A 25,297-nucleotide genomic window follows, 5' to 3' on the forward strand; every position below is an offset into this window, starting at 1 on the left:
GATCAGGCGGCGAGCGCGGCCACCACCGCGTTGAGCACCGGCGCGCCGGCGGGCGTCGCGGCGATGCGGCCGTCCGAACGGCGGGCGATCAGCCCCGCGGCGACGAGGTCGTCGATCCGGACCGCCTCGAGGCTGCGGCCCTTCAGGGCGGCGTAGCGCCGGGGGTCGATGCCCTCGCGCAGGCGCAGGCCCATCATCAGGAACTCGTCGCCCTGGTCGGCGGCGGCCAGCGCCTCGGTCTCGACGATGCCGTGGCCCTGTGCCTCGACCCGGGCGAGCCAGGATTCGGGCGTTCGCTCGGTGACGGTGCCGATCCGACCGGACTCGCCGACGAGGCGACCGTGGGCGCCCGGGCCGATGCCGGCATATTCGCCGTAGCGCCAGTAGAGCAGGTTATGCCGGGATTCCGCGCCCGGGCGGGCGTGGTTGGAGATCTCGTAGGCCGGGAGCCCGGCCCGGTCGCAGACCTCCTGGGTCACGTCGTAGAGGGCACGCGCGGAATCGTCGTCGGGGGGGACCAGCTTGCCGGCGGCGGCCAGGCCGTAGAACGGCGTGCCCGGCTCGATGGTGAGCTGATAGAGCGACAGGTGCTCGGCCGCGCGGGCGATGGCCCCCTCCAGCTCGGCCCGCCAGGCGGCGGGGCTCTGGTCCGGGCGCGCGTAGATGAGGTCGAAGGAATAGCGCTCGAAATGCGCTGCCGCGACCCGCACGGCCGCCATGGCCTCGGCCGCGCTGTGCAGGCGCCCGAGCTGCTTCAGGGCGGTGTCGTCCATGGCCTGGACGCCGAGGGAGACGCGGTTCACGCCCGCGGCCCGGTAGCCGCGGAAGCGCTCGGCCTCCACGCTCGTCGGGTTGGCCTCCAGGGTGATCTCGACGCCGGGCGCCACGCTCCAGGCCTGCCCGATCGCGTCCAGCAGGCCCGCCACGGTGGCGGGCTGCATCAGGGAGGGCGTGCCGCCGCCGAGGAAGACGCTCGACACGATGCGGCCGGGCGTACGCACGGCCACGTGGGCGATCTCGGTGCGGAAGGCCTGCAGGAAGCGGCCCTCGTCCACGGGCGCGTGGCGCACGTGGCTGTTGAAGTCGCAATAGGGGCACTTCGAGGCGCAGAAGGGCCAGTGCACGTAGACCCCGAACCCCGCGTCGCGGGTCGGGTGGTCCGGGCCTGTCGGTTCGGTCATGACGCGGATGTGCGCGCGGGACCGCCATTTGGCAATCCCGCGGCCGGTCTCAGGGACGCCGCAGGCAGGTCTGGGCCAGGAGCACGAAGGCCTGCGCGCGATGCGACAGGGCGTTGCCCGTCTGCCAGTCGACCCCGTGCTTCTCCTCCGATGAGATCTCGCCGAAGGTGCGGTCGTAGCCGTCGGGCTGGAACATCGGATCGTAGCCGAACCCGCTCGCGCCCCGCGGCGGGACGAGTTCGCCGAAGACCCGGCCCTCGAAGGTTTCGGTGTGGCCGTCCGGCCAGGCGATCACCAGGGCGGAGACGAAGTGCGCCCGCCGGGTGGCCGCCCCGCGCTTGTCGAGTTCGGCGGCGATGCGCGCCATGGCGCCGGTGAAATCCTTGGACGGCCCGGCCCAGCGGGCCGAGAACAGCCCCGGCGCCCCGTCCAGCGCATTGACGCAGAGCCCGGAATCGTCGGCGAAGGCGGGCAGGCCGGACGCGGTTGCAGCGGCCAGCGCCTTGATCGCCGCGTTCTCGGCAAACATCGTCCCGGTCTCGTCGGGCTCGGGCAGGCCGAGTTCCCCGGCCGAGACGGCATCGACGCCGAAGGGCGCCAGGAGCTCGCGCATCTCCACGAGCTTGCCCGCATTGTGGGTCGCGATGACGACGCGACCGGTGAGGATGCGGTGCGCGTTCATGCGGAGGCGCCCTGTACCACGGCCTGCTTCTGTAGGGCGACGAGGGATTGGATGCCGCCCTTGGCGAGGCGCATCAGCTCGAACAGCTCCTCCTCCGAGAACGGCTTGCCCTCGGCGGTCCCCTGGACCTCGACGAGCCCCCCGGTGCCCGTGATGACGAAGTTGGCGTCGGTCTCGGCCGCGGAATCCTCGGCATAGTCGAGGTCGAGGACGGGCTTGCCCTTGTAGATGCCGCAGGAGACCGCCGCCACGTGCTCGCGCAAGGGGTCGACCGAGATGATCGAGCGGCCGCGCATCCAGGTGAAGCAGTCGTGCAGCGCGACCCAGGCGCCGGTGATCGCCGCGGTGCGGGTGCCGCCGTCGGCCTGGATCACGTCGCAATCGACGGTGATCTGGCGCTCGCCCATGGCCGGCAGGTTGGTCACGGCGCGCAGGGAGCGTCCGATCAGGCGCTGGATCTCCTGGGTCCGGCCCGACGGCTTGCTGGAATTCACCTCGCGGCGGGTGCGCTCGTGCGTGGCGCGCGGCAGCATGGCGTATTCCGCGGTGACCCAGCCCTTGCCGGAGCCGCGCAACCACCCGGGACCGCGCTCTTCCAGGGTGGCCGTGCACAGCACCTTGGTGTCGCCGAAGCTGACGAGGCAGGAGCCCTCGGCATGGCGGGAGACGGCGCGCTCCAGGGTGACCATGCGCAGTTCGTCGTTCGCGCGCTTCGAGGGCCGCATGCCGCTCTCCTTTCGGTGGTGATGGGAGTGCGGCTTTACGGTTCCGGCCCTCGCCCGGCAAGCGAGGCCGGGCGGATTGTCGGCCTCGCCGGTGCCCCGGAGCGGGTGGAATCCGCCGCGGGTCGCGCGCGCGGAACGCCTTCCGCGGCCAAGCTGTTTCTCGTAGTCCCTCGCGTTGCCCGCCGGGAGCGACGGTGGGGAGCATTGTGTAAAACTCGGGAGACCGTCACACTCTCCGCCTCAGGAATGGACCGTGACAGAGCCCGCCCGCCCCTTTTCGACATCGCAGCAGATGCAGGTGCTCAGCGCGTTGAACGAACGCTCGCGTGAGATCTTTCGGCAGATCGTCGAGAGCTATCTCACGACCGGCGAACCGGTCGGCTCGCGCAACCTTGCGCGCATCCTGCCCATGGCCCTGTCGCCGGCCTCGATCCGGAACGTCATGGCGGATCTCGAGCATTCCGGGCTGATCTTTGCGCCCCACGCCTCGGCCGGTCGTCTGCCCACGGAGCAGGGCCTGCGCTTCTTCGTCGATGCGATGCTGGAGCTCGGCGATGTCGGGCGCGAGGAGCAGGAGCGGATCGAGGCGCAGATGCGCGCGGCCGCCTCCGGCCACACCTTCGATTCCGCCTTGGCCGAGGCCTCGATGCTGCTCTCGGGAATCTCCCGCGGCGCCGGCGTGGTCCTGACCACCAAGACCAACGTCCACCTGAAGCACATCGAATTCGTCCGCCTCGACCCGACCCGGGCGCTGGTCGTGCTGGTCTCGGACGACGGCTCCGTCGAGAATCGCCTCCTCGACCTGCCGCCGGGCCTGCCGGCGAGCGCCCTGCAGGAGGCCTCGAACTACCTGAACGCCCGACTCCAGGGCCGGACCCTCGGGACGCTCCGCGCCGAGATCGAGTCGGGCCGGCAGGCGATGAAGCGCGAACTCGACGCCATCACCGAGCGCCTCGTGGATGCCGGCCTCGCCGTCAGCGTCGGCCCCTCCGATGCCCGACAGCTCATCGTGCGCGGTCAGGCCAATCTGCTCGACGACCTGCGGGCGGCCGAGGATCTCGACCGCATCCGCCTGCTGTTCAACGATCTCGAGACGCAGAAGGACGTGATCGAGCTCCTGTCCCGGGCCGAGGGTGGCGAGGGCGTGCGGATCTTCATCGGCTCCGAGAACAAGCTCTTCTCGCTCTCGGGCTCCTCGATGATCGCGGCCCCGTTCCGCGACGGTTCCCAGAAGATCGTCGGCGTGGTCGGCGTCATCGGGCCGACGCGCCTGAACTATGCCCGCATCGTGCCGATGGTCGACTACACCGCACGGGTGGTCTCCGGCCTCCTCGACCGCAAGCGCTGAGCGCAAACGCGAAGGGGCGGAGCCTGAAGCCCCGCCCCCACCGTGATTCCGACCGCTCGGATCAGCCGCGGATCACGTCGACGATCTCGTAGGTGTCGGGATCGACGATGACGATGTCGTCGTCCACCAGCACGTAGCGGTAATCCTCGTATTCCGGCGCGATCCGGACGATGTCCGGCGGCAGGTCGTAGAGGGTGTAGCTACGGGCGATCGCCGTGCCGACGGTGAGCGCGAAGGCGCCGGCGGCCAGGCGCGGGATGCCGCGGCGGAAGACGCTCTGGCGGAACTCGGTGCGCTGCGGCGCGCCGAGGCGGCCATAGGCACCCCGGACGGCGCCACGATCGCCTCGGCCACCCCGGCCCTCGCGCTCGACGCCGCCGTCACGACCCCCGCGCCCATCGCGCTCGGCCCGTCCGCCGCGCTCGTCGCGATCGGCCTTACCGCCACGATCGGCCTTGCCGTCCCGATCGCCCTTGCCGTCCCGGTCGGTCTTGCCGTCCCGGTCGGTCTTGCCGTCCCGATCGGCCTTGCCGTCTCGGTCACCCCGGCCGTCGCGGGCCGCGGCTCCGCCGTCCTCGCGACCACCGCGCTCCCCGGCGGCCTGACCCGGACGCCCGTCCTGGCGTGCCGCGCCGCCCTCGGCCCCACGGCCGCCGGCCTCGCCGCGCTGGGCTCCCCCGGCCGGACCGGCCCCGGTCTCCGCGCCCCCGGCACCGCCGCGCATTCCGGCCCCACCGGCGCCGCCGCCCGCTTCACCACCATGCATGCCGGCGCCACCGCCCGCACCGCCACCAGCGCCGCCGCCGCGCATTCCGCCGGCGCCGCCACCGCCGCCAGCCCCGGCGCCGCCGCCCGCACCCATGCCGGCGCCGCCGCCCCCGGCACCCCCTGCCCCGCCACCAGCGCCGCCGCCAGCACCGCCACCCGGCCCGCCCTGCGCGAACGCGCTCGTTGCGCCGATCACCAGGGCCGCCGCCGTCACCGTGCTCCGAAAGAGCTTGTTCATGGGTTCGATTCCACTTTCATTGCTGCCTGACGCCGCAGGACGTCGATGTCGTCCGCAACGAGGATCTTCGAGAAACCGTTCCCGTTTTTCTTGCGCTGATCTTCCCGCTGGTTGCGCCAATCGTATTGTAACGTTGCAGCTAAGCTCAGACTCGCGTCTTCCACAGCGTGGTTTCAGAAACATCTTGGCTGTTTCGGACAACCCGCTGATCGCCCTTGGGAAATCTCGTTCGAGGCGGTAACGTCGCCGCAAAGCAAGCCGCGGAACGGCATTGCCCAGAGCACAGGGACGAGACGTATGACAGGTGGGGCCGGGGCCATCCCAACCAAGGCGGAAGACGCCGCCGACAGCCGACGCCGGATCAAGGCGATCGTCGCCTCCTCGTCGGGCAATCTCGTCGAATGGTTCGATTTCTACTGCTACGCGTTCTTCGCGCTCTACTTCGCGCCGGTCTTCTTTCCCGCCGGCGACAGCACCAGTCAGCTCCTGCAATCCGCCGCGGTGTTCGCGGTGGGCTTCTTCATGCGCCCGATCGGCGGCTGGCTGTTCGGCCGCATCGCCGACCGCCTGGGCCGCAAGACCTCGATGCTGATCTCGGTGCTGATGATGTGCGCCGGGTCGCTGATGATCGCGGTGCTGCCGACCTACGCCACGGTCGGGCAGCTCGCGCCGGCCCTGCTGCTGCTGGCCCGGATGATCCAGGGCCTGTCGGTGGGCGGCGAGTACGGCACCAGCGCCACCTACATGAGCGAGATCGCCGTGAAGGGCCGTCGCGGTTTCTTCGCCTCGTTCCAGTACGTCACCCTGATCGGCGGCCAGCTCCTCGCCTCGCTGGTGCTGATCATCCTGCAGAGCTTCCTCACCGCCCAGGAACTGACCGCCTGGGGCTGGCGCATCCCGTTCGTCATCGGCGCGGTCGCGGCGGTGGTGGCGCTCTACCTGCGTTCGTCCCTCGACGAGACGGCGACCAAGGAAGACATGGCCAAGAAGGATTCCGGCACCTTCGCGGCCCTGTTCAAGCATTGGCGCGCCTTCTGCGTGGTGCTGGCCTACACCGCCGGCGGCTCGCTGAGTTTCTACACCTTCACCACCTACATGCCGAAATACCTCTTCAACACGGCGCATATCGACAAGGTCACGGCCTCGCAGATCTCCACCGCGGCCCTGTTCGTCTACATGATCATCCAGCCCTTCTTCGGCTGGCTGTCGGACCGGATCGGGCGCAAGGCCAACATGCTGCTCTATAGCGGCCTCGGCACCCTGATGGTGGTGCCGCTGATGACCGCCATCGGATCCACGCAGAACCCGATCCTGTCCTTCGCGCTCATCATGGTCGGCCTGATCGTGATCAGCTTCTACACCGGCATCAGCGGCATCGTGAAAGCCGAGCTGTTCCCGACCCAGGTGCGCGCCCTCGGCGTCGGCCTGTCCTACGCGATCGCCAACTCGCTGTTCGGCGGCACCGCCGAGGCGGTGGCGCTGTACCTGAAGCAGGTCGGCTCCGAGAGCACGTTCTTCTGGTACGTGACGATCATGCTCGGCATCGCCTTCATCGGCTCGCTGATCATGCCGAACCCGAAGCGTCACGGGTACCTCGACGGCGACGGCACCGTCGAGGAAGCCTTGACCCGCAAGACACGCCTCTCGGCCGCTTGAGCCGCTCGACCCTCGGAGGCATGACCGGCACGCGGTGAGCGATCACCGCGTGCTTTTTTGTGCCGCCACGGTCCGACTCGGAGAAGACTTGCTCCGCCCCTTCGACGGGGCCTATGTCAACGAATATTTGATGAACCGAACCATACCAATCTTTAAGATGACATCGCGATCGCTCGGGACCACATTCGCTTCAGAAGAGATCGCCAGCGCAGGTAGATCAACAAGATCAGTGATCCGGGCGCGGCTTTTCTTCGGAGGTAGTGTGATGAAGAAGACAAGAACAGTTGCCGCTTTCCTTGCCGCAACCTCGCTCCTCAGCGGTGTGGCATTGGCCAACGATGCAGTGAAGCCGGCGACGGCTCCGCCGGTGACGGCCGCGCAACAGGCGGCGGACAAGGATGTGGGCAAGCTGTCGAAGGACGGCGCCCAGGCGTTCCGCGATCTGCACCTGGCCCGCATCGCCATCTTCGACGCCGATCCCACCCTCGCCAAATCCCTGATCGGCAAGGCGCAGGCGGCCCTCGCAAAGGCTAAGACGGACGAGGCCGTCTACACCAAGGCGGAAGCGGACCTTCGGAGCCCTGACAAGCACGCCGCGATGGCGAAGGCGGCCGATGCGAAAACCGCGGATGCGAAGACGGCCGACGCGAAGACTGCGGATGCGAAGGCATCCGCGCAGCCCACGGCTTGGCTGCCCGTCGACGGCCAGCTGACGCTCGGCGAAGACTTCGTCGCGACGCCCACCAAGGCGGCTGCCGTGGCGACCGCGAACAAGAGCCTGGAGAAGGGCGACCGCAAGTCGGCCATCGACCAGCTCAAGCTCGCCGGGGTGGACATGAACTTCGTCCTGGCCGTCGTCCCGCTGAACCAGACGACCACCGATGTCGATCAGGCGGCGAGCCTCATCGGACAGGGCAAGTACTACGAGGGCAACGCCCTCCTCAAGAAAGTGGAGGACGGGGTGCGCTTCGACATGGTGAACGTGCTCGGAACACCGCAGAAGGCCGCGGCACCCGCGGCGACGACCGGTTCGACCGCCGCGCCCAAGTGATCCTCTGAGACGAGGTGATCTTCTAAGCCGACCCTGCCGGCGCCGCGTTCCTCCGGGGACCCGGCGTCGGCCCTTGCGCGCCCGCTCCGCGGCGCCCGGACGTCATTCGTAGAAAGGGGTTCATCCATGAGTATCGGGATCAACCTCGGGCTACTGCTCTCCGCCATCGTCTTCGGTTTCGGCATCGTGCTGGCCGCGGGCCTCGCCGGTCATCCGGTCGATGGGCAGCTGCCGAGCGACTGGGGCTGGAGTCTCCTCATGATAGGCGGCGCGAGCCTCTTCGCCTTCGGCTATGTCGGCTGGCGCCGCGCCACCGGTCGTCCGTGATCGGACGGAGCGTCTCGACCCGGCCCTCAACTCGTCTCCCCCAGCACCGCGCGGCGCTGCCGGTCCAGTTCCTCGCTGTAGCGCTTGAGCGTGTGGCTCTCGGTGAGGAGGCCGATCACCTTGCGGCTCTTCAGGTCCTCCACCACCGCCAGGGCCTCGCTCTCCGTGCGGTCGAAGATCGCCGTGGCGATCTTGGCGTTCATGTCGGCGGTGAGGACGTCGTCGGTGTGGCGCAGGAGCCCGGTGAGACCGGGCGCCTCGACATCCGCTTCCTGCAGGGCCGCGTGGGCCTCCGGCACCAGGACGATGCCGGCGTAGCGTCCCTGCCCGTCCACCACCACCACGCGGGAGGGCGAGCCCAGCGGGTGCTTGCGCAGGAAGTTGGCGAGGCTCTGGTCGAGGGCGGCCGTCGGCACCTCGCGGCGCATCAGCTTGCCGACCGTGAGGGTGCGAATCCAACCGACATCGTGCGCGCTGCGGATGCTCTCGCCGCGCAGGTGGAAGCGCCAGGTCGCGAACGAGTACCCGAAGGTTTTCCGCACGGTCAGCGACGAGGCGATCACCGCCACCAGCACCAGGCCGGTGATCGGGAAGCTGCCGGTGAGCTCGAGGGCGAGGAACGTCATGGTCAACGGTCCGCCGATCACCGCCACCGCGAGCGCGCTCATGCCGATCACCGCGTAGGCGAGCGGGGTCAACCCGAAGGCGGCGAGGCCGGGCAGGATCATCGGCATGCCGGCGGCGAAGATCTCGCCCGCGATCGCGCCGAGGAAGAGCGAGGCGAAGAACAGGCCGCCGCGGAACCCCGAGCCGATGGAGATCGCCGAGGCCGTGGCCTTGGCGACGAAGAGGATGACCAGAGCCGAGAGGCCGAGGGTCGTCCCGTGGGCGTCGAGGTGCAGGTGCAGCGCCCCGTGCCCGCCGGAGAGGACCTGGGTCGAGGCGAGGAGCGCCAGCCCTCCGACGCACAGGCCGCCGAGGATCGGCACGCAGAGGGTCGGAAGCCGGGTGGCGCGAAAGCCGGCCTCCACCAGGGTGACGCCGCGCATGATCAGGATGCCGAGTCCGGCGCAGATCAGGCCGAGGGCGAGGCTCGGCACCGTATCGAGGGTGGTCAGCACCGTCGTGGTGACGGCATCCGCCCGCTCGACCGTGACGAGGGAAGTCTGCGCCACCAGGGCGCGGGCGACGACGCTGCCGCAGAGGGCAGCGACCACGACCGGGGTCAGCGTGGCGATGGAATAGGTGCCGATGATGAGTTCGAAGGCGTAGAACGCCCCTGTCAGCGGCGCGCCGAAGGCCGCCGCGATGGCCGCCGCGGCGCCGCAGCCGACGAGGGTCCGCTGATCGGCCCGCCGCAGCTCGAAGGACAGCCCGAGGCGCGAGGCCAGTCCGGCGCAGAACTGCGTGTAGGCCGCCTCCATCCCCACGGAGATGCCGCTGCCGTTGGAGATCGTGTTCTGGATCACCACGATGGTGGAATCGCGGACCGACATCCGGCCGCCATGCAGCGCGTTCGCCTCGATCGGATCGATCACCGGGCGCCGTGGACGCCGTTGCCAGCGCAGGGCCAGGGTGAAGAGCGCCAGGAGAACACCGCCGAAGGCCGGTGCCAGGAGAACCACGAGGGGTGGGAGATCGGTGGCCGCGCTGAGGCGCAGGCCCGGCGGGAGACCGTAGAGCAGTTCCCGCATGGCCTGCGTCGCGCGGTTCATCCCGGCCACCGCGACGCCGCCGCCGCACCCGATCAGCGCGGCCAGCACGATCAGGCCGATCTCGCTGCCGCGCACGAGGGCGCGCAGTTGCCCGGGGGCTTGCACGAGCACCTGCCGGGCGCGCGGCGGACGGGTGGGACTGGATGGCGGTGGCATCGACCGATGGACGCGAGCGTGCGCCGGGGAGAACGCGCGCAGGGAGACGGACCCGCGTCCTGCTTAGCCTGTCGGTGGCCCCGGCGTCGACCGCACAGCGCGCGCGCGCGCGGCGCCGAGGGATCGCCCGCAGAATGGTCCACACTTTTGCCGGCGATCGGCCGAAGGCGGCTTGAAATGCGCCGCGGCTCGGGATAGATCGCCCGCAGTGCCGCTGTAGCTCAGTTGGTTAGAGCGCTTGATTGTGGATCAAGAGGTCCCCCGTTCGAGCCGGGGCAGTGGTACCATTCCTTCTCGATGATTGATCTTTGGCGGTCGTGCTCCGGCATGGCCGCATTCGGCGTTTCGCGTCCCGCGCGCTTGGGCGGCGATGTGCCAAAACGCTCTGGACACCGTGCCAAACTTGCCACGGGATTGCCCCAAACCGGGCCGTGTTGTCGCCACATCTGTCAAGCTAATCTCAATCCGTCGCCAGGGAACGGGGTTGGGTCGCGCAGATGCAGGGTCGAAACGTCGGATCGTCACGGACCGTCTTCGCCAAGGGCCCCATCGCTAAGGGCTCGCTTGCGAAAGGCGCGCTCGCAGCGCGCTCCGGCCTCGGCGCCGCTCCGTCCTCCTCGGATGCCCTGACCCTCGGAGGCCGCGTCGGCCGCGATCACGGCAGCCGCCCCGCCCTCACCCGGTCCGTGCTCTCCATGCTGCTCCTGGCGGGCGGACTGGGCGGAGCCCTGGTCTACGGCGTCGGTCCGGACGCCGGCGTGGTGCAGTCGGCCCAGGCGATGACCGAGATCACCATGCCGCGGCCGCGCATCCAGCCGGCCCCGGTCATCCTTCAGACCTCTGCCCAGGCGACCGCGTCCGCGCCTCGCGCGGTGATCACCGCCGCTTCCGCCTTCGCTCCGGTCCACGACCTCGACACCGAGCTCGGGTCCAACGCGGTGGACCGCGTCTCCTACGACTACCTCCTGACGGAGAGCTCGGTCGGCGACCCGAACGAGGTCATCGAGTTCGGGCCAATGAAGATCCGGCGCCACCTCGTGCAGAAGATCGTGCGCGCGGCCCAGGCGGTGCAAACCGACCCGGTCCTGCTGATGGCGGTGGCCGACAAGGAGTCGAGCTTCAAGACCGAGGTCCAGGCCCAGACGTCCTCCGCGACCGGCCTGTTCCAGTTCATCGAACGGACCTGGTTCGGCGTGGTGCGCGACTTCGGGCCGAAATACGGCCTCGCGGCGGACGCCGCCCTCGTGGTGGCGGGCGACAACGGTCGTCCCACCGTCCTCGATCCCGCCGAGCGGACCCGCATTCTCGAAATGCGCCGCGACCCCTACCTCTCCGCGCTCCTGGCCGGCGAGATGCTGAAGCGCGACGCCGCCCGCATCGCCCTCCGCATCGGCCGCGAGCTCACCCTCGGCGAGGTCTACCTCGCGCACTTCCTCGGCCCGGACGACGCCGAGGACTTCCTCGCCAGCGTGGTCGACAAGCCGAAGGCCGCCGCGGCCCAGATGCTGCCCGGCCCGGCCCGCGCCAACAAGACGATCTTCTTCGCCGCTCAGCGCGGGCGCCGGAAGGCGGTCAGCCTGTCGGTGGCGCAGGTCCACGAGAAGTTCGAGGCGATGATGAGCACCCGCGGCGAGCGCTACCGCGACGTGCGTTCCATGGCCGGCATCCTCGCCTATGCCGACGCGACGGTCGACTGACGAAACGCACAGGTCGGACAGCCCGAGGGATGATTTCCCGCAACTGACCGTGACCTCCCGGCTTTAATGTCCGCGAGCCTCTTCCCGGTTCGCCCCGAGACACACACCGCGGAGGCCCTGCTTGCCGGACCCGAAAGGCACGAACGCGGATCTGCCGACCGCCGTCAGCCGGCCCTTGCTCGCGGACACGCTGAGTCCGGGCATGTCGCTGGACCGGATCGGCCAGGCCCTCGCCGCCTTCTACGACGACCTGATCGCCGAGGGCGTGCCGGAACACCTCGCGATCCTCGTCCGCAAGGTCGAGTCCGAACCGGTGCCCAAGCCCCGCCCGGGCAAGCTCGCCCTCGTGGTCGAGGACGACGCCGCCACCCGCGCCCTGGCCGAGGCCCTGCTCAGCGACACGGAACTCACGGCCATCGGCTGCGACAGCGCGGAAGCCGCCCTCAACATCATGCGCGAGCGCGGCGGCGACGTCGCCCTGGTCTTCGCCGATGTCAGCCTGGCCGGCGCGATGGACGGGGTCCAGCTCGCCTCGGCGATCGCCCTGCTCTGGCCGGCGGCCCGCATGGTGGTCACCTCGGGCAGGCGGGCCGAGCGACCCGGGACCCTTCCGGAGCAGGCGGTCTTCATCCCGAAGCCGTGGCGCCCGTTCGATCTCCTGAGCGAGGCCGAGATCGCCACCACCGCGCCCCAGCCGATCGTGCCCTGACGCGGCCGGATCGCCCCACCGGGCGGTTTCCCGCCGATCCCGTGAGGGGTTACCCCCGGCGCGCGACTTGCATTCCCAAACATCGCGTCCGCGCCGACCAGACCACGCCGATCCGGCGTGGTGGAGCCCCCCCCGTGCCGATCCTGTCCGTCCGCCACCTCACCACCTACCGTTACCGGCAGCCGGTGGGCTTCGGTGAGCACCGCATCCTGTTCCGGCCGCGCGACAGCTACGACCAGCGCCTGATTTCGGCGACCCTCAAGATCACGCCGGAGCCGAGCGGCCTGCGCTGGCTCCACGACGTCTTCGGCAACTGCGTGGCCGTGGCGACCTTCACGGGACGGGCCGCGCAGCTCACCTTCGAATGCGCGATCACCCTCGACCACACGCCGGAATCGGTTCCGGTCTTCCCGATCGCCGCCCACGCGGCGTTCTACCCGTTCGGCTACGGGGCCGACGACATCCCGGATCTCAGCCGCTCGATGGAGCGGCAATACGCCGATCCGCGCAACGAGGTCGATGCCTGGGCCCGCAGCTTCGTCCCCCCCGCCGGACGGATCGGGACCCAAGATCTCCTGGCCGAGATGACCCGCAGCGTCCGGCGCAACTTCGCCTACCTCGCCCGCTCGGAGAAGGGCGTACAGGATCCGGCGACGACGCTGCGCCTCAAGCGCGGGAGCTGCCGCGATTTCGCGGTGTTGATGATCGAGGCCGTCCGTGCCCTCGGCATGGCGGCCCGCTTCGTCTCGGGCTACCTCCACAACCCACGCGGGGATCGCGACCGGCACGTGGGCGGTGGCTCGACTCATGCTTGGGTGCAGGTCTACCTGCCCGGCGCGGGCTGGATCGAGTTCGATCCGACGAACGGCATCGTCGGCAATCGGGACCTCATCCGGGTCGCGGTGGCGCGAGACCCGCGCCAGGCAGTCCCGCTGCACGGCTCGTTCTTCGGATTTCCGGCGGACGATCTGGGCATGACGGTGAGCGTCGATGTCGAGGAAGTCGAGCCGGGGGCCGGGGGGCCTCGGGTGACTGATCCGGATCTGGCGCGTTGACGCACCGGTGCGGCGTCCGCTGCCCGGCCGCAAGCAACGAGCGTGTGTTTCTCGACAGGATCAGGTGGTGGACATGAAGATCAGGACTGGGTTCGACATCGCCTTCGAATCGGTTCAGCCAACGCCGATGATCCTCGCGTTGAGCGTGCATCCCTCGCGCATGCCGGACGTTCTGACCCCCCACGTCATCAGTTTCGATCCGCCGATCCCGTCGCAGAACTATCGCGACGTGTTCGACAACATCTGCACACGCATCGTCACGCCCCCCGGCCGCCTGACGATCTCGGCCGATTTCGTGGTCCAGGATTCCGGTTTTCCGGACGTCTACGCGCCCAACGCGCAGCAGATCGAGGTCCAGAACCTGCCCAACGACGTGCTGGTCTATCTCCTGGGCAGCCGCTACTGCGACACCGACAAGCTGTCCGAGACGGCCTGGTCCCTGTTCGGCGGCACGCCCACGGGCTGGGGCCGCGTGCAGGCGATCTGCGATTACGTCCACGACCGCATCCGCTTCGACTACATGTGCGCCGATGCCACCCGGACGGCCTGGGACGGCTTCATGCAGCGTCAGGGCGTCTGCCGCGATTTCGCGCATCTCGCCGTCGCGTTCTGCCGCTGCATGAATATCCCGGCGCGCTACTGCACCGGCTACCTGGGCGATATCGGCATTCCGCCGGTGCCCGACCCGATGGATTTCTCGGCCTGGTTCGAGGCCTATCTTGACGGGACCTGGTACACCTTCGATGCGCGCCACAACACGCCGCGCATCGGCCGGATCGTCATGGCCCGTGGGCGCGACGCCACCGACGTGGCGATCACCACGAACTTCGGCTACGCGCACCTTGCCCGCTTCGACGTCCACACGGACGAGGTCTTCTGAGCCCGCGGCAGGTCGGGGCGGGTCTCAACGACGCCGCCCCTCCGGACTACCGGACCTACTTGTCGAGATCCTGCGCCATCTTGAGGTGGTGCTCGAGGGCCGGCTGGGTCTTGGCGGCCCAGGCCTTCAGCTCCGGGTTGTCGCCGCCCTTGGCGTAGCGCTGGAACAGGTCGACGGCGTCCTTGTGCGCCTTCACCTGATCGCTGTGGTACTGCTTCGTGAAGGCGTCGCCCTGCAGGCCCTTCAGGGTGTCGAGCTTGCCCTGATGCGTGCTGTCGAGGGCCGTCGGCAGGGTGGCCTGCAGCTTTCCACCCTGGACCATCGACTTCATCTCGCCGGTGGTCTTCTCGTGATCGGCGATCATCTGCTGGGCGTAGGTCTTGGTGGGAGCGTCGCTGCGCTCGGCCGCGAGCCGGCTGGTCTGGATCTCGAAGAGGTCGCTGATGCCGGCCTGGGTGACGAAGTCGGCGGTGGAGGGGCTCACGCCGATCAGCGCGTTCACCCCCGTCTTCTCGCCCACCGATTGCGCGGCGGCCGGTCCCGCGAGCAGCACCGCGACGGCGATCATGGCCCTACGTGTCATCGAACCCTCCTCAGGCGATTGCATTCGCGTGAACCTCGGCGTCGCCCCCGTGTTCCGGATGCGCGGCGGCGCGGACCGCCCTCCCCTCCGGTGAGCCGGCACACGCCGCTTCACCACGAATCCCGATTGCAGGGACGAAAAGGCCCGCGCTGCGCGTTGCACCTCTGGAAGCAGGAGAGACCAAGATGGATGCACGCCTCATCGCGATGAACAACGAGGCCAACCGGATTGCCTCCGAGCGCCTGCTGGAGCAGCTCCGGGACGAGGGCCTGCGCTACCGCCTGTGGGTCACCGGCACGCCGCAGGGCGACACCCTGCATCTGCGCGTGAACCACCTCTGCCCGGAAATGCATCAGCGCCTCGACAAGGTGCTGCGCGGACGCGGCCTCACCCTGGAGATCGCCGAGGCCTGAGTCGCCGGCTCACGCCGGGACCGCGGCCTGCCCCCCTGCGCCGTGCCCCTCGGCGCCATGCCCCACTGCGCCGTGCCCCTCGGCCCAGGGCGCGGCCGAGAGGGTGCGGGCCAGATACGCGATCAGGGCGGTCACCCGGGCGGGGCGCGGATCGCCCGGTGGGGTGACGAGGTGGAGATCGATCCGCGGCGGCGTCCAGCCCGGCAGAGCCCGGACCAGGCGCCCGTCGCGCAGGTCCTCCCACACCATGAAGTCCGGCTGAACCGCGAGGCCGAGACCGGCACGCAGGGCCGGCGCCAGGGCATCGGCGTTGTTCGCCCTCAGAGGGCCATCCGGCACCACCGTGGCCTCCTCGCCGTCGGCGCCGAGGAACCGCCAGCGATCCGGGCTCGGCAGGTAGGCGTAGCCGAGGCAGGCATGGCCCGCGAGGTCGTGCGGATGGTCCGGCCAGCCGTGCCGGGCGAGATAATCGGGCGTGGCGACGAGCGAGCGGTGAACCGCGCAGAGGCGGCGGGCCCGGAGCGAGGAATCCGTCAGCGCGGCGATGCGCAGGCCGAGGTCGAAGCCCCCGCCCACGAGGTCGATCAGGTCGTCGCCGAGATGCAGGTCGATGCTCAGGCCCGGATGGGCCGCGAGGAAATCCGGCAGGAGGGGCGCCACGTGCAGCACCCCGAACGACATGGGCGCGGCGAGCCGGACCTTGCCGCGCGGCTGCGCCGCCGCGTCCCGTGCCAGGGCCTCGGCCGCTTCGCCCTCCGCCAGGATCCGCGCGGCGGCTTCCCGGGCCGAGGCGCCGGCCTCCGTCAGGGCGAGCTTGCGTGAGGTGCGGTGGAACAGGCGCGCGCCGATGCGGGCTTCGAGGCGGGTCACGGCCTTGGAGACCGTGCCCTTGGTGATGCCCAGCTCCGTTGCGGTGCGGCCGAAGGATCCGGTCTCCACCACCTTGGCGAAGATGGCCCAGGCCTCGAAATCGGGGAGCTTCATCGGTGACCTTCGAGAAACGATGCGTTTCCATCGTTTCCATTTTCGAACGCGGAGGCAAGGCGCATCTTCCGGTCATCGCAGCACGGCCGGTCCCCGGCGCGGTGCGGCCCCGAAGGAGTTCGTCCCATGGCCCAGAACGGCATTCACCACGTCACCGCGTTTTCCGGCGCCGCCGAGCGCAACGTCGAGTTCTACACCCGGGTCCTCGGCCTTCGGCTGGTGAAGAAGACCGTCAACTTCGACGATCCGGGCACCTACCATCTGTATTACGGCGACGAGACGGGCCGCCCCGGCACGATCCTGACCTTCTTCCCGATCGCGCACGCGGCCCCCGGCCGGGTCGGGATCGGCGAGACCCAGGAGACCGCGTTCCGGGTCCCGCACGCCGCGATCGGCTGGTGGAGCCATCGCTTCATCGAGAAGGGCGTCACGCACGAGGCTCTGGTGCAGGTCTTGGGCGAACCGACCCTGCGCTTCCGCGACCCCGATGGCCTGATGCTGGCCCTGGTCGGCACCGACACGACGGAAACGGATGTGCCCTGGACCGGCGCCGAGATTCCGGCGGAGCACGCGATCCGCGGGTTCCACGGCGTCACCCTGCTGCTCAAGGAGGCGGAGGGCACCGCGGCGATCCTGACCGAGGTGTTCGGCTTCCGGGAGGCTGGACGCGAGGGCGCAGCGATCCGCTACGCCAGCGGCGCGCCGGAGGGGGGCTTCGTCACCCTGCGGGCGGTGGGCGAGTTCCTCCGCGGCCGCCAGGGCGCGGGCTCCGTCCACCACATCGCCTTCCGGGCAGCGGATGACGGGGAACAGGCGCGGATGGTGGAGACGCTGACCCGCACCTACGGGCTCGGCGTCACCGAGCAGCGGGACCGGCAGTACTTCCGGTCCGTCTACTTCCGCGAGCCGGGCGGGGTGCTGTTCGAGATCGCCACCGACGTCCCGGGCTTCGCCGTCGACGAGCCGGTAGAGACCCTGGGCCGCGAGCTCAAGCTGCCGGTCTTCCTGGAGCCCCACCGGGCCCAGATCGAGGGGCACCTGCCCACCATCGCCTGAACGCGAGCCGCCCAAAGACGAAAGCCCGCTCCGGACGGAGCGGGCGCCCTCACCCTCACCGCCGCGAGGTTGCCATGACCGAACTCTCCCTGGGGCTCACCCATCGCTTCGTGCCCGCCACCGCGCCGGGGCTGCCGCCGCTCCTGCTCCTGCACGGCACCGGCGGCGACGAGACCGACCTCCTGCCGCTGGGCCGGACCCTGCTGCCCGGCGCCGCGCTGCTCTCCCCCCGCGGCGCGGTGCTGGAGAACGGCATGCCCCGCTTCTTCCGCCGTCTCGCGGAGGGCGTGTTCGACGAGGCCGATCTCCGCCGCCGCGCCGCGGACCTCGCCGGCTTCATCGCCGAGGCGCGGACGGCCTACGGGCTCGCCGCTCCGGTGGCGGTCGGGTTCTCGAACGGAGCCAACATCGCGGCGGCGCTGCTCCTGCTGCACCCCAGGGTCTTGGCCGGCGCGGTCCTGCTGCGCCCGATGGTGCCGCTGCGCGAGTCGCCGCCGGTGGATCTCGCCGGCCGACCGGTGCTGATGCTCTCGGGCGCGGCCGACCCGATCGTGCCTGCGGCCAATGTGGGGTCGCTCGCCGAACGCCTGCGGGCCGCCGGCGCCACCGTCAGCCACGAGACCCTGCCGGTCGGGCACGGGCTCTCGCAGGCCGACGTCGCACAAGCCGGCGTCTGGCTGACGCGTCTCGCCGCGGCCTGACCTCAGGCGGATGTCCGTCGCGCGCCGCGGCGGGCATCGACCAGGGTGTAGCCGACCGCCCCCAGGACCATCAGGGCGAGGACGTACCAGGTGATGGCGTAGACCAGGTGGTTGTCCGGAAAATGCACGATCGTCAGCCCGCCCACCGGCCAGCCGCCGGGGTTCGGTGTGGCGTCGGCGTCGATGAAGTACGGGGCGACGGGGCCGAGCCCCCGCGCCGCCGCGATTCCGGCGACGTCGCGCGAGTACCAGCGCCCGGCCTCGGGCGCGTTGCTGCGCAGGAAGGCGCCGCCCGGTTCGGTCAGGCGCAGGAGACCGGTGACGCCGGCTTCCCCATCGACCTGCCCGTCCGCCCGCGCGGTCGGGTCGCGCCGGTCCCCGGGGACGAAGCCACGATTGACCAGGATCGTGGTGCCGTCGGCGCGCTCCAGGGGCGTCAGCACCCAGAACCCGGCGCCGAGGTCGGTGACGGCCTGGACGAGGGTCTCGCGATCGTTGCGGAAATGCCCGCGCGTCCGCACCCGGCGATAGGCGTCTGCATCCGCGGTGAGGCCATCCCAGGCGCCGGGGCCGGGCGGCTCGACCGGCGCGGCCTGGACCCGGGCCTCGACCCTGGCGATCAGCGCGTGCTTCCAGGTCCGGCGATGGACCTGCCAGGTCCCCAGGGTCGCGAGGGCCGCCACGAGGATCAGCCCCGTGACGGTGATGGCAGCGAGGGCGAATCGGGAGCGCCGCGCCGCCGGCCGTGGGCTGGCCATCAGCCCATATGCATGTGCTGCGGCATCATGTTGGTGTTGAGGTGGTACATCACCCAGAGGGAGCCCGCGAGCGTGATGATCACCAGCGTCAGGGTGAAGATCAGCGCCAGGATGGTCCAACCGCCCTCGGACTTCGTGTTCATGTGGAGGAAGTAGATCATGTGCACCACGATCTGCGCCACCGCGAAGCCCATGATGACGATGCCGGTGATGCGGTCGTTGCCAAGGATGTTGCCCATCACCAGGATGAACGGAATCGCCGTCAGGATGACCGACAGCACGAAGCCGGTCATGTAGTCCCGGAAGCTCCCGTGGCTGCCGGCGTCGGCATGCCCATGCCCGTGTCCATGCCCGTGATCGACGTGTCCGTGATCGACGTGTCCTGCCTTCGACGCGGCGCTCATTGCAGGACTCCCATCAGGTACACGAAGGTGAAGACGCCGATCCAGATCACGTCGAGGAAGTGCCAGAACATGCTGAGGCAGAGCAGCCGGCGCTTGTTCTCGGGCACCAGGCCGCGCTTGTGCACCTGCGCCATCAGGGTCACCAGCCAGACGATGCCGAGGCTGACGTGCAGGCCGTGGGTGCCGACCAGGGTGAAGAAGGCCGACAGGAAGGCGCTGCGCTGGGGCGTCGCGCCCTCGTGGATCAGGTGGTGGAACTCGTAGAGTTCGAGGCCCACGAAGGCGAGACCGAACAGGCCGGTCACCGCCAGCCAGATCTGCACCCGGCTGAGGTCGCCCTTCTCCATCTCCAGCATGGCGAAGCCGTAGGTGATGGAGGAGAACAGCAGCATCGAGGTGTTCAACGCCACCAGCGGCAGGTCGAACAGATCCTTCGGCGACGGGCCCGCGGCGTAGTTCCGGCCCACCACCGCGTAGGTGGCGAACAGCGCCGCGAAGATGAGGCAGTCGCTCATCAGGTAGAGCCAGAAGCCGAGCATCGTGCTCCCTTCCGGGTGATGCTCGCCCTTGGCGTCGTAGAAGGTCGTCGGATCGACCTGGGGAATGGTGACCCCGGGGTTCCGCCCGGGTTCGAAGTTCATGGCCGGGGTCGCGTGGGTTGCCATGATCTCAGACGCGCTCCGCCAGAAGGGCCGTCCGCTGGCCTTCCGTCCGGACGACCTCGTCGGCCGGGATGTAGAAGTCGCGGTTGTAGTTGAAGGTGTGGCCGATCGCGACGACCGCGATCGCGGCGAAGCTGAAGGCCGCGAGCCACCAGATGTACCAGATCATCGCGAAGGCGAAGACGATGCTGAGGACGCCGAGGATGATGCCGGCCGCGGTGCTCTTCGGCATGTGGATCGCCTGGAACCCCTGCATCGGGCGGGCATAGCCGCGCTTCTTCATGTCCCACCACGCGTCGTGATCGTGGATCACGGGCGTGAAGGCGAAGTTGTAGTCCGGCGGCGGCGACGAGGTCGCCCATTCCAGGGTCCGGCCGCCCCACGGGTCGCCGGTCGTGTCGCGCAGCTGCTCGCGGCGCAGGACGCTGACGACCAGGGTGATCGCGAAGGAGGCGATGCCGCAGAGGATCAGCACGGCGCCGAAGGCGGCGATGATGAACCAGATCTGCAGGGACGGATCGTCGAAGTGCTGCACGCGGCGGGTGACGCCCATCAGGCCGAGGACGTAGAGCGGCATGAAGGCGACCCAGAACCCGGTCAGCCAGAACCAGAACGACACCTTGCCCCAGAAGTCGTCGAGCTTGAAGCCGAAGGCCTTCGGGAACCAGTAGGTGATGCCGGCCAGCATGCCGAACAGCACGCCGCCGATGATGACGTTGTGGAAGTGGGCGATCAGGAACAGCGAGTTGTGCAGCACGAAGTCGGCCGGGGGCACGGCGAGCAGCACGCCGGTCATGCCGCCGATGACGAAGGTCACCATGAAGCCGACCGTCCAGAGCATCGGCACCTCGAACCGGATGCGGCCCTTGTACATGGTGAACAGCCAGTTGAAGATCTTCGCACCCGTCGGGATCGAGATGATCATCGTCGTGATGCCGAAGAACGAGTTCACGCTGGCGCCGGAGCCCATCGTGAAGAAGTGGTGCAGCCACACCAGGTAGGACAGGATCGTGATCACGACGGTGGCGTAGACCATCGAGGCGTAGCCGAAGAGGCGCTTGCTCGAGAAGGTCGAGACGATCTCCGAAAACACGCCGAAGGCCGGCAGGATGAGGATGTACACCTCCGGGTGACCCCAGATCCAAACCAGGTTCACGTACATCATCGGGTTGCCGCCGAGGTCGTTCGAGAAGAAGTGCGTGCCGACGTAGCGGTCGAGCGACAGCAGCGCGAGAACGGCCGTGAGGATGGGGAAGGCGGCGACGATGAGGATATTGGTGCAGAGCGCGGTCCAGGTGAAGACCGGCATCTTCATCATGGTCATGCCGGGGGCGCGCATCTTCACGATGGTGGCGATTAGGTTGATGCCTGAGAGCAGGGTCCCGATGCCGGCGATCTGCAGCGCCCAGATGTAGTAGTCGACGCCGACCCCCGGGCTCATGGCGGGCCCCGAGAGCGGCGGATAGGCGAGCCAGCCGGTGCGGGCGAACTCGCCGACGAACAGCGAGGCCATCACGGTCACGGCGCCGCTCACCGTCATCCAGAAGCTGAAGTTGTTGAGGAACGGAAAGGCCACGTCGCGGGCGCCGATCTGCAGCGGCACGACGAAGTTCATCAGGCCCGTGACCAGCGGCATCGCCACGAAGAAGATCATGATCACGCCGTGGGCGGTGAAGATCTGGTCGTAGTGATGCGGCGGCAGGTAGCCCTCGTTCGGCCCGAAGGCCATCGCCTGCTGCGCGCGCATCATCAGCGCATCGGCGAAGCCGCGCAGCAGCATGACCAGCGCGAGCACGATGTACATGATGCCGATCTTCTTGTGATCGACGGAGGTGAACCAGTCGCGCCAGAGGGGACCCCAGAGGCGGAAATAGGTGAGTGCGCCGAGGACCGCGACACCGCCGAGGCCGACCATCGCGAAGGTGATGAGGAGGATCGGCTCATGAAGCGGCACGGCATCGAGCGTCAGGCGCCCGAACAGGAGCTTCTGGAGATCCGGATTGGAGAACATGGAACCTGCTCGTGAGAGAAGCGTGCCGAATGGGGGTCGCGGGCGTCCGAGGCGTCCGCGCTATCGATTGAGTTGGCCGGGTGCAATCGGGTCGGACCCCTTCGAGTCCTTGCCGTCGCCGGCCGGGCCGCCATGGCCCGCATGGTCGTGTCCCGAATGGTCGTGGCCGGAATGTTCGGGCGCCGAGTCGGGCTTGACGTCGGGGGCGATCGACTTCGGCTTCATGCCCTCGGGCTGCTCGCGGCTGTGGGATTCGCGGCCCGACCCCCCGACCGTGGCGGCCGGGGCCTCGACGCCCTGCTCGGCGTAGCGGTTGTCGTATTCCAGCCGCTCGCGGTTGCCGTGGCTCTCCTTGCCCGCCCCGCCCATGGCGTCGATGTGCATCATCTCGTTCATGCACATCTTGCCGGGCACGGCGCACATGTTGAGCACTGCGCCGTAGAGTCCGTTCTCCACGGTGGAGAAGTAGCGCACCGGCTCGCGCTCGCTCGGCTTCTCGAGGGCGAGGTAGCTCTGGCGGTCGAGGGGCTTGCCCTCGGCCTTCACCTTGGCGACCCACTGGTCGAACCCAGCCTGGTCGAGGCCGTGGAACTTGAAGTTCATCCGCGAGAAGCCGGAGCCGCTGTAATTGGCCGAGAGGCCCTCATAGGTGCCGGCCTTGTTGATCACCGCGTGGAGCTTCGTCTCCATGCCGGCCATGGCGTAGATCTGCCCGGCGAGCGCGGGGATGAAGAATGAGTTCATGACGGTGGCGGAGGTGATCTTGAAGGAGATCGGCACATCGACCGGCGCCACCAGTTCGTTGACGGTGGCGATGCCCTGATCTGGGTAGAAGAACAGCCATTTCCAATCGAGTGCGACGACCTCGACCGACAGGGGCTTCACCCCCGCCGGCAGCGGCCGGTCCGCGTCGAGACGGCTCAGGGGCCGGTAGGGATCGAGGGTGTGGGTGCTGATCCAGGTCAGCGCCCCGAGGGCGATCACGATGACCAGCGGCGCCGACCAGATCAGCACCTCGAGCTGCGTCGAGTGGTGCCAGTCGGGATCGTACTCGGCCTTGGTGTTCGAAACCCGGTAGCGCCACGCGAACAGGAGGGTGAAGGCGATCACCGGGATGATGATGAGGAGCATCAGGCCGGTGGAGGCCAGGATCAGGTCGCGCTGGCGGGTCGCGATGTCGCCGGAGGGCTGCATCAGGACCATGTTGCAGCCCGAGAGCAGGCCGAACAGCGGGAGGAGCGCGAGCGTACGGAGCGTTTTGACCGGCATGGACTCGTTTGGCACCATCTCGGAAGAGCGACGTCCGTCGGCCGCGATTGGCCCACGGAGGAATCGTCGGACGTCACTTCGCTGCATTGCATCAATCTAGCAAGTCGCAGCCAGCGCGTCTGATCAGCGCTAGGCTCATAGCGCTGTTCAGACAAACCGCGCTATGGACCTTCTCCACACCGAGATGCATTGCGCCAAGATACCGCGCTGTTTGCCGGAGGCCGCGTCACGCTGCGCTTTGACGCAGACAAAGGGCGAGGCGTACAGGTGTCCCATCCTCCGGGTGTCGCGCACCGCGCTGCACCCGATTCGGCCACGAACGCATGAAGCGAGCACGGTTTCCTCGATGAGCGCAGACTATGCAGTGCCCTCCACCACGTCGCTGGAGCGCGACGCGCACGAGGCGTCGAGCGATCACACGGTCGCGCCGGGCGAGATCGCCATCGGCGTGGTGATCGGGCGCGCCGCGGAGTATTTCGACTTCTTCGTCTACGGCATCGCCTCGGTGCTAATCTTCCCCGGCGTGTTCTTCCCCTTCGCCGACCCGCTGACCGGCACGCTCTACGCCTTCGCGCTGTTCGCCCTGGCGTTCATCGCCCGCCCGATCGGCTCGGTGATCTTCATGGAGATCGATCGCCGGCACGGCCGGGCCGCGAAGCTGACCATCGCGCTGTTCCTGCTCGGCGGCTCGACCATGGCGATCGGCTTCCTGCCGAACTATCATCAGATCGGCGCGCTCTCGATCTGGATCCTGGCGGCCCTGCGCTTCGGCCAGGGTCTGGCCCTCGGGGGCGCCTGGGACGGCCTCGCCTCGCTGCTGGCGCTCAATGCCCCCGAGAAGCAGCGCGGCTGGTACGCGATGATCCCGCAGCTCGGCGCCCCGGTGGGCTTCATGCTGGCGAGCGCCCTGTTCGCGTTCTTCCTCGGCAACGTCTCCAACGCCGACTTCCTCGATTGGGGCTGGCGCTACCCGTTCTTCGTGGCCTTCGCGATCAACGTCGTGGCGCTGTTCGCCCGCCTGCGGTTGGTGGCCACCGAGGAATTCTCGCGGATGCTGCAGATGCAGGAGCTGGAGCCGACCCCGGTGCTGGAGCTCCTGCGCACGCATGGCCGCTTCGTCCTCATCGGCGCCGTGGTGCCGCTGGCGAGCTTCGCCCTGTTCCACCTCGTGACCGTCTTCCCGATCAGCTGGATCCACCTGTTCACCGGCCGCTCGGCGGGCGAGTTCCTGCTGGTCCAGTGCTCGGGCGCCTTCCTGGCCGCCGGCACCATCGTGCTGTCCGGCGTGCTCGCCGACCGCATCGGGCGGCGCACCCTGGTGGGCGTGGCGGCCGGCCTGATCGGTCTGTTCGCCCTGGCCAGCATCGCCGCACCGATCGTCTTCGGCGACAGCGAGCTCGGCCAGACCATCTACGTCCTGATCGGGTTCGGCCTGCTCGGGCTCTCTTACGGCCAGACCTCGGGCTCGGTGACCGCCAATCTGGGCACGCGCTTCCGCTATACCGGTGCCGCCCTGACCTCCGATCTCGCCTGGCTGATCGGCGCGGGCTTCGCGCCCCTGGTGGCGCTCAGCGTTTCCAGCCGCTTCGGCCTCTCCTGGGTCGGCGTCTACCTCCTCTCCGGCGCGGTCGCGACGCTCTGCGCCCTCGCCTTCAACCGCCGCGAGACCGCCCGCCTCTGAAGGACACGCTCACGGCGCGATGATCGAGCCCCGGACGGCCCCGTGCCGCCGGGGCTTTTTCGTTGCGGCCCGGCCGCGACGTCCCCGCATCGCCCATTGGGACGCAGGATCGCCGGGTTCGCGCACGCGATCCCTGAGGTAGGATGCCGGGGGCGGACCGGACGCGGGGCGACGGTTCAGAGGGACAGGGGCACAGGGCATCGTGGCGAAGCTGATCTACACCCGCCTCGAGGACCACCCGCGCGAGACCTACGTCATCACGAGCGGCGCGCTGATTGTCGGGCGGGTGGATTGCATCCGCGACGATCCCGCGCCCGACGCGCAATGGACCTGGGGCTTGCACCTCGACATCGGGGCGGCCCCGTTCCGGCGGGGAGCGACCGTATCGACCCGGGACGAGGCCGTGGCGGCCCTGGAGCAGGCCTGGACCGAGTGGAAGCTCTGGGCCGGCCTGTGCGATGCGGACGGACCTGACGCATCGGGCGGAGCGCCGCCCCGGGTCCTGCGCTGACGCGGACGGGGCGCGTCCTGCCCTCCCGTACGGCTCGGAAGAGCCGTCAACGCCGACTTGGGGATCCGGGCACGGG

At 69.2% G+C, this 25,297-nt stretch carries 25 protein-coding genes and 1 tRNA gene; 14 read left to right on the plus strand and 12 right to left on the minus strand.

Annotated features, from left to right (window positions below; translation table 11 throughout):
- Positions 1-2 precede the first annotated feature (2 nt).
- Genes hemW through rph form a run of 3 tightly spaced genes read right to left on the minus strand, consistent with a single transcriptional unit; the run spans position 3 to position 2,588 of the window.
- Positions 3-1,181 (minus strand): radical SAM family heme chaperone HemW, encoded by a 1,179-nt coding sequence (gene hemW / locus CRT23_RS05405; protein ID WP_103708892.1) that lies wholly within the window; start codon positions 1,179-1,181, stop codon positions 3-5.
- Between the two features lie 49 nt (positions 1,182-1,230).
- Complete coding sequence (gene rdgB, locus CRT23_RS05410) at positions 1,231-1,863, minus strand: RdgB/HAM1 family non-canonical purine NTP pyrophosphatase (RefSeq protein WP_103708893.1); 633 nt, start codon at positions 1,861-1,863, stop codon at positions 1,231-1,233.
- A complete protein-coding gene (gene rph, locus CRT23_RS05415) occupies positions 1,860-2,588 on the minus strand; it encodes a ribonuclease PH (protein WP_103708894.1) in 729 nt (242 codons plus the stop codon). Before rph ends, rdgB begins: the two co-directional genes overlap by 4 nt.
- A gap of 292 nt (positions 2,589-2,880) precedes the next feature.
- Between rph and hrcA the strand changes: the two genes are divergently transcribed.
- Entirely contained in the window at positions 2,881-3,936 is a 1,056-nt protein-coding gene (hrcA, locus tag CRT23_RS05420; RefSeq protein WP_181017260.1) for a heat-inducible transcriptional repressor HrcA, read from the plus strand.
- Between the two features lie 61 nt (positions 3,937-3,997).
- On the opposite strand, the gene CRT23_RS05425 is transcribed toward hrcA, so the two are convergent.
- Positions 3,998-4,942 carry a DUF1236 domain-containing protein gene (locus tag CRT23_RS05425; RefSeq protein ID WP_103708895.1) on the minus strand — a complete coding sequence of 315 codons (945 nt, stop codon included), beginning with the start codon at positions 4,940-4,942 and terminating at the stop codon, positions 3,998-4,000.
- Positions 4,943-5,239: 297 nt separating this feature from the next.
- On the opposite strand from CRT23_RS05425, the gene CRT23_RS05430 reads away from it, so the two are divergent.
- The 3 genes from CRT23_RS05430 to CRT23_RS05440 all read left to right on the plus strand — a co-directional run bounded on the left by CRT23_RS05430 (position 5,240) and on the right by CRT23_RS05440 (position 7,976).
- Entirely contained in the window at positions 5,240-6,598 is a 1,359-nt protein-coding gene (locus tag CRT23_RS05430; protein WP_055951865.1) for an MFS family transporter, read from the plus strand.
- An 88-nt stretch (positions 6,599-6,686) separates the two neighbouring features.
- Complete coding sequence (locus tag CRT23_RS05435; protein ID WP_245435978.1) at positions 6,687-7,649, plus strand: YfdX family protein; 963 nt, start codon at positions 6,687-6,689, stop codon at positions 7,647-7,649.
- Between the two features lie 126 nt (positions 7,650-7,775).
- Entirely contained in the window at positions 7,776-7,976 is a 201-nt protein-coding gene (locus tag CRT23_RS05440; protein ID WP_245435979.1) for a sporulation protein YpjB, read from the plus strand.
- 26 nt (positions 7,977-8,002) lie between these two features.
- On the opposite strand, the gene CRT23_RS05445 is transcribed toward CRT23_RS05440, so the two are convergent.
- Positions 8,003-9,847 carry a chloride channel protein gene (locus CRT23_RS05445; protein WP_103708897.1) on the minus strand — a complete coding sequence of 615 codons (1,845 nt, stop codon included), beginning with the start codon at positions 9,845-9,847 and terminating at the stop codon, positions 8,003-8,005.
- 210 nt (positions 9,848-10,057) lie between these two features.
- On the opposite strand from CRT23_RS05445, the gene CRT23_RS05450 reads away from it, so the two are divergent.
- From CRT23_RS05450 to CRT23_RS05470, 5 genes are all read left to right on the plus strand, one after another.
- Positions 10,058-10,134: transfer RNA gene (locus CRT23_RS05450), tRNA-His, on the plus strand.
- A 210-nt stretch (positions 10,135-10,344) separates the two neighbouring features.
- Positions 10,345-11,544, plus strand: coding sequence for a transglycosylase SLT domain-containing protein (locus CRT23_RS05455; RefSeq protein ID WP_055951853.1), 1,200 nt, complete (start codon positions 10,345-10,347; stop codon positions 11,542-11,544).
- A 202-nt stretch (positions 11,545-11,746) separates the two neighbouring features.
- The gene (locus CRT23_RS05460; RefSeq protein WP_055953617.1) at positions 11,747-12,253 is read left to right on the plus strand and encodes a response regulator; all 507 of its coding nucleotides are present in this window, start codon (positions 11,747-11,749) and stop codon (positions 12,251-12,253) included.
- Between the two features lie 134 nt (positions 12,254-12,387).
- Positions 12,388-13,308 carry a transglutaminase family protein gene (locus tag CRT23_RS05465; RefSeq protein ID WP_103708898.1) on the plus strand — a complete coding sequence of 307 codons (921 nt, stop codon included), beginning with the start codon at positions 12,388-12,390 and terminating at the stop codon, positions 13,306-13,308.
- 73 nt (positions 13,309-13,381) lie between these two features.
- Entirely contained in the window at positions 13,382-14,188 is an 807-nt protein-coding gene (locus CRT23_RS05470; RefSeq protein WP_103708899.1) for a transglutaminase family protein, read from the plus strand.
- Between the two features lie 55 nt (positions 14,189-14,243).
- Here the strand turns inward: CRT23_RS05470 and CRT23_RS05475 are convergent, their stop codons facing one another.
- A complete protein-coding gene (locus tag CRT23_RS05475; RefSeq protein WP_055951847.1) occupies positions 14,244-14,771 on the minus strand; it encodes a DUF4142 domain-containing protein in 528 nt (175 codons plus the stop codon).
- A gap of 185 nt (positions 14,772-14,956) precedes the next feature.
- Between CRT23_RS05475 and CRT23_RS05480 the strand changes: the two genes are divergently transcribed.
- Positions 14,957-15,184, plus strand: coding sequence for a hypothetical protein (locus CRT23_RS05480; protein WP_055953610.1), 228 nt, complete (start codon positions 14,957-14,959; stop codon positions 15,182-15,184).
- A 9-nt stretch (positions 15,185-15,193) separates the two neighbouring features.
- Here the strand turns inward: CRT23_RS05480 and CRT23_RS05485 are convergent, their stop codons facing one another.
- A complete protein-coding gene (locus CRT23_RS05485; protein ID WP_103708900.1) occupies positions 15,194-16,168 on the minus strand; it encodes a LysR family transcriptional regulator in 975 nt (324 codons plus the stop codon).
- 126 nt (positions 16,169-16,294) lie between these two features.
- Here CRT23_RS05485 and CRT23_RS05490 point away from each other — a divergent pair, with 126 nt between their 5' ends.
- Positions 16,295-17,224, plus strand: a complete 930-nt coding sequence (locus CRT23_RS05490; protein WP_103708901.1) for a ring-cleaving dioxygenase — start codon at positions 16,295-16,297, stop codon at positions 17,222-17,224.
- A 74-nt stretch (positions 17,225-17,298) separates the two neighbouring features.
- The gene (locus CRT23_RS05495; protein ID WP_103708902.1) at positions 17,299-17,925 is read left to right on the plus strand and encodes an alpha/beta hydrolase; all 627 of its coding nucleotides are present in this window, start codon (positions 17,299-17,301) and stop codon (positions 17,923-17,925) included.
- Positions 17,926-17,927: 2 nt separating this feature from the next.
- Here CRT23_RS05495 and CRT23_RS05500 read toward each other — a convergent pair whose 3' ends face one another.
- Genes CRT23_RS05500 through cyoA form a run of 5 tightly spaced genes read right to left on the minus strand, consistent with a single transcriptional unit; the run spans position 17,928 to position 23,029 of the window.
- A complete protein-coding gene (locus CRT23_RS05500) occupies positions 17,928-18,683 on the minus strand; it encodes an SURF1 family protein (protein WP_103708903.1) in 756 nt (251 codons plus the stop codon).
- Positions 18,683-19,087 carry a cytochrome o ubiquinol oxidase subunit IV gene (cyoD, locus tag CRT23_RS05505; RefSeq protein WP_103708904.1) on the minus strand — a complete coding sequence of 135 codons (405 nt, stop codon included), beginning with the start codon at positions 19,085-19,087 and terminating at the stop codon, positions 18,683-18,685. The genes CRT23_RS05500 and cyoD overlap by 1 nt, the downstream gene beginning before the upstream one ends.
- Entirely contained in the window at positions 19,084-19,755 is a 672-nt protein-coding gene (cyoC, locus tag CRT23_RS05510; protein ID WP_244477328.1) for a cytochrome o ubiquinol oxidase subunit III, read from the minus strand. Before cyoC ends, cyoD begins: the two co-directional genes overlap by 4 nt.
- 1 nt (position 19,756) lies before the next feature.
- Entirely contained in the window at positions 19,757-21,760 is a 2,004-nt protein-coding gene (cyoB, locus tag CRT23_RS05515; protein WP_103708905.1) for a cytochrome o ubiquinol oxidase subunit I, read from the minus strand.
- Positions 21,761-21,820: 60 nt separating this feature from the next.
- On the minus strand, positions 21,821-23,029 hold the full coding sequence (gene cyoA / locus CRT23_RS05520; RefSeq protein ID WP_103708906.1) for a ubiquinol oxidase subunit II: 1,209 nt from the start codon (positions 23,027-23,029) through the stop codon (positions 21,821-21,823).
- Between the two features lie 346 nt (positions 23,030-23,375).
- Here cyoA and CRT23_RS05525 point away from each other — a divergent pair, with 346 nt between their 5' ends.
- Together CRT23_RS05525 and CRT23_RS05530 are read left to right on the plus strand one after the other, a co-directional pair.
- Entirely contained in the window at positions 23,376-24,710 is a 1,335-nt protein-coding gene (locus tag CRT23_RS05525) for an MFS transporter (protein WP_055951820.1), read from the plus strand.
- Positions 24,711-24,912: 202 nt separating this feature from the next.
- Positions 24,913-25,221, plus strand: a complete 309-nt coding sequence (locus tag CRT23_RS05530) for a hypothetical protein (protein ID WP_055951817.1) — start codon at positions 24,913-24,915, stop codon at positions 25,219-25,221.
- Positions 25,222-25,297: the final 76 nt, after the last annotated feature.

This window comes from Methylobacterium sp. V23 (genome assembly GCF_002917135.1).
In the GTDB taxonomy this organism is placed as follows: Bacteria; Pseudomonadota; Alphaproteobacteria; order Rhizobiales; family Beijerinckiaceae; genus Methylobacterium.

What these genes read in the sequence shown, in the direction of transcription:
- CRT23_RS05495 (WP_103708902.1), top strand. Translation starts at nt 17,299, where the DNA reads ATGACCGAACTCTCCCTGGGGCTCACCCATCGCTTCGTGCCCGCCACC.
- CRT23_RS05440 (WP_245435979.1), top strand. Translation starts at nt 7,776, where the DNA reads ATGAGTATCGGGATCAACCTCGGGCTACTGCTCTCCGCCATCGTCTTC.
- CRT23_RS05430 (WP_055951865.1), top strand. Translation starts at nt 5,240, where the DNA reads ATGACAGGTGGGGCCGGGGCCATCCCAACCAAGGCGGAAGACGCCGCC.
- CRT23_RS05485 (WP_103708900.1), bottom strand. Translation starts at nt 16,168, where the DNA reads ATGAAGCTCCCCGATTTCGAGGCCTGGGCCATCTTCGCCAAGGTGGTG.
- hemW (WP_103708892.1), bottom strand. Translation starts at nt 1,181, where the DNA reads ATGACCGAACCGACAGGCCCGGACCACCCGACCCGCGACGCGGGGTTC.
- CRT23_RS05455 (WP_055951853.1), top strand. Translation starts at nt 10,345, where the DNA reads ATGCAGGGTCGAAACGTCGGATCGTCACGGACCGTCTTCGCCAAGGGC.
- cyoA (WP_103708906.1), bottom strand. Translation starts at nt 23,029, where the DNA reads ATGCCGGTCAAAACGCTCCGTACGCTCGCGCTCCTCCCGCTGTTCGGC.
- rdgB (WP_103708893.1), bottom strand. Translation starts at nt 1,863, where the DNA reads ATGAACGCGCACCGCATCCTCACCGGTCGCGTCGTCATCGCGACCCAC.
- cyoB (WP_103708905.1), bottom strand. Translation starts at nt 21,760, where the DNA reads ATGTTCTCCAATCCGGATCTCCAGAAGCTCCTGTTCGGGCGCCTGACG.
- CRT23_RS05470 (WP_103708899.1), top strand. Translation starts at nt 13,382, where the DNA reads ATGAAGATCAGGACTGGGTTCGACATCGCCTTCGAATCGGTTCAGCCA.
- CRT23_RS05460 (WP_055953617.1), top strand. Translation starts at nt 11,747, where the DNA reads ATGTCGCTGGACCGGATCGGCCAGGCCCTCGCCGCCTTCTACGACGAC.
- CRT23_RS05475 (WP_055951847.1), bottom strand. Translation starts at nt 14,771, where the DNA reads ATGACACGTAGGGCCATGATCGCCGTCGCGGTGCTGCTCGCGGGACCG.
- hrcA (WP_181017260.1), top strand. Translation starts at nt 2,881, where the DNA reads ATGCAGGTGCTCAGCGCGTTGAACGAACGCTCGCGTGAGATCTTTCGG.
- CRT23_RS05425 (WP_103708895.1), bottom strand. Translation starts at nt 4,942, where the DNA reads ATGAACAAGCTCTTTCGGAGCACGGTGACGGCGGCGGCCCTGGTGATC.
- cyoD (WP_103708904.1), bottom strand. Translation starts at nt 19,087, where the DNA reads ATGAGCGCCGCGTCGAAGGCAGGACACGTCGATCACGGACACGTCGAT.
- rph (WP_103708894.1), bottom strand. Translation starts at nt 2,588, where the DNA reads ATGCGGCCCTCGAAGCGCGCGAACGACGAACTGCGCATGGTCACCCTG.
- CRT23_RS05490 (WP_103708901.1), top strand. Translation starts at nt 16,295, where the DNA reads ATGGCCCAGAACGGCATTCACCACGTCACCGCGTTTTCCGGCGCCGCC.
- CRT23_RS05525 (WP_055951820.1), top strand. Translation starts at nt 23,376, where the DNA reads ATGAGCGCAGACTATGCAGTGCCCTCCACCACGTCGCTGGAGCGCGAC.
- CRT23_RS05500 (WP_103708903.1), bottom strand. Translation starts at nt 18,683, where the DNA reads ATGGCCAGCCCACGGCCGGCGGCGCGGCGCTCCCGATTCGCCCTCGCT.
- CRT23_RS05480 (WP_055953610.1), top strand. Translation starts at nt 14,957, where the DNA reads ATGGATGCACGCCTCATCGCGATGAACAACGAGGCCAACCGGATTGCC.
- CRT23_RS05445 (WP_103708897.1), bottom strand. Translation starts at nt 9,847, where the DNA reads ATGCCACCGCCATCCAGTCCCACCCGTCCGCCGCGCGCCCGGCAGGTG.